Origin of the sequence: Levilactobacillus huananensis (assembly GCF_003946145.1) — a bacterium.
In the GTDB taxonomy this organism is placed as follows: domain Bacteria; phylum Bacillota; class Bacilli; order Lactobacillales; family Lactobacillaceae; genus Levilactobacillus; species Levilactobacillus huananensis.
The window spans coordinates 1-1,593 of the sequence record NZ_RHOC01000032.1 but is presented as its reverse complement, the minus strand read 5'-3'; the positions used below and the strand labels follow the sequence as shown (position 1 = coordinate 1,593).

1 protein-coding gene is annotated in these 1,593 nt (G+C 38.5%); it reads right to left on the bottom strand.

Annotation, left to right across the window (positions count from 1 at the left end):
• Positions 1 to 128: 128 nt before the first annotated feature.
• Positions 129 to 1,343 carry an IS110 family RNA-guided transposase gene (locus tag EKM71_RS10985; RefSeq protein ID WP_225418045.1) on the bottom strand — a complete coding sequence of 405 codons (1,215 nt, stop codon included), beginning with the start codon at positions 1,341 to 1,343 and terminating at the stop codon, positions 129 to 131.
• Positions 1,344 to 1,593: the final 250 nt, after the last annotated feature.

The window sequence follows — 1,593 nt, the reverse complement described above, 5'->3', positions numbered from 1 at the left end:
TTCCTACGTTTAGTCAAGCTCTGTAAATAAAACATTTTGAAATTTTGTGTACACTAAATAGTGTCTCACCCAGAACAGATTTGAAATTCAATGTGAGACTGCTAGAATGAGATCATAAGGCGTAAGCCTTATTGGACCCCGAGTCCGTGATATGAATAATCATATTTTTGGTTGGCCTTTACCATGACTAAGAGACACTTGATGGTCTTATTCATGCAAGCTACCTTTGCGACCTTATCCTGTTTGGGATAAGGTCCTTTTTTTAATCGGTAATAGTAATCGACAATATGATTAGATGCTGCTGCCTGTTGGCGAATCATATTTCCTATTGTGAAGAATAAAATACTTCGGGCATGGGCGTTACCACGTTTATTAATATGATCAGAACGTGTGTATGTGCCAGACTGATAACGGTTCAAATCAATTCCAATATAAGCATTTAGTTTACGATTGTTGGCGAATCTTCGAAGGTTGCCAAGTTCTCCAATCAATTCGGCGGCCGTTTGGTCGCCGATTCCTGGAAAAGAGGTCATTATTTCAAATTCAGGAAGTGTTTGAGCCAAGCCTTTGAGCTGCTCAACTAGTTTCTCTTTCTCATGGATGAGATTAATTAGTTGCTGAGCGTAATAGCGAACCTCATCGACTTGGATACTATTACTTCCAGCTGAGGGGTAACTAACTGAGGTGAAGTGTAGAAGCTCCTGAGCGTGCTTTAAAGCCTTAGTTTTGGAAAGACTTTTATCTGTACTTTTCATGATAATATTTTTTAATTTTGTTTGTGACACTGAGCGTACAAAATCTGGATGTGGCATTAAGACAATAATGTTCAGTGCCAACTTAGATACGCGATTAATAAAAAGATGTTCCAATTCTGGGAAGGTCTGTTGGAGTGCGTTATGTAATCTCATCCGTTTGTCTTTGATATCTGTCTCTACTTGAGAATGAAATCGGGATAATTCACGTAGTCTTTCATAGGTAGGCGCGAAGGGTTGAGATAATACTTGCGGATATTGAAGACCATATTGGGCAATCTTGTGGGCATCGTTCCGGTCGGTTTTAAGCCGGCGCAAGGTACTCATTTGAAAGTGTAAAGCTAACGGATTCACTTCAACGTAGTTAAGTCGATTGTTTATACAGAAGGTTCTGACAGGTCGTGAATAGATGCCAGTCGATTCAAAATAAACAACTGGATTAACCGTTAGGTTAATCCTTGAAAGTAATGTTCCAAAGCCAGTAATCGTGTGGGTAAAGGTAAAATCATAAAGGCATTGATTTTGATGGTAGATGGCACAGCTACTTTTTCCCATCGAGACATCAATGCCAATAACATCATGTTGTTCCAAAACAAGCATCTCCTAAAATGAACACAAAAAATATTCCGTGATTATCTCCGGTTATCCTAATTTCCTAAACACGGTCTCAAGGACCAACATACTTAAACCTGAATTACTAAAGGTAATGGCGGTGATCAGTTTATATTACGGACTCGAAGTCCAAGAGTCTTTGTACGATCTTTAGCTTCATATACCTACTATAATTCAAAAAAGCTCTGTAAAACCAAATCGGTTTTACAGAGCTAATCTTAGTATGTTT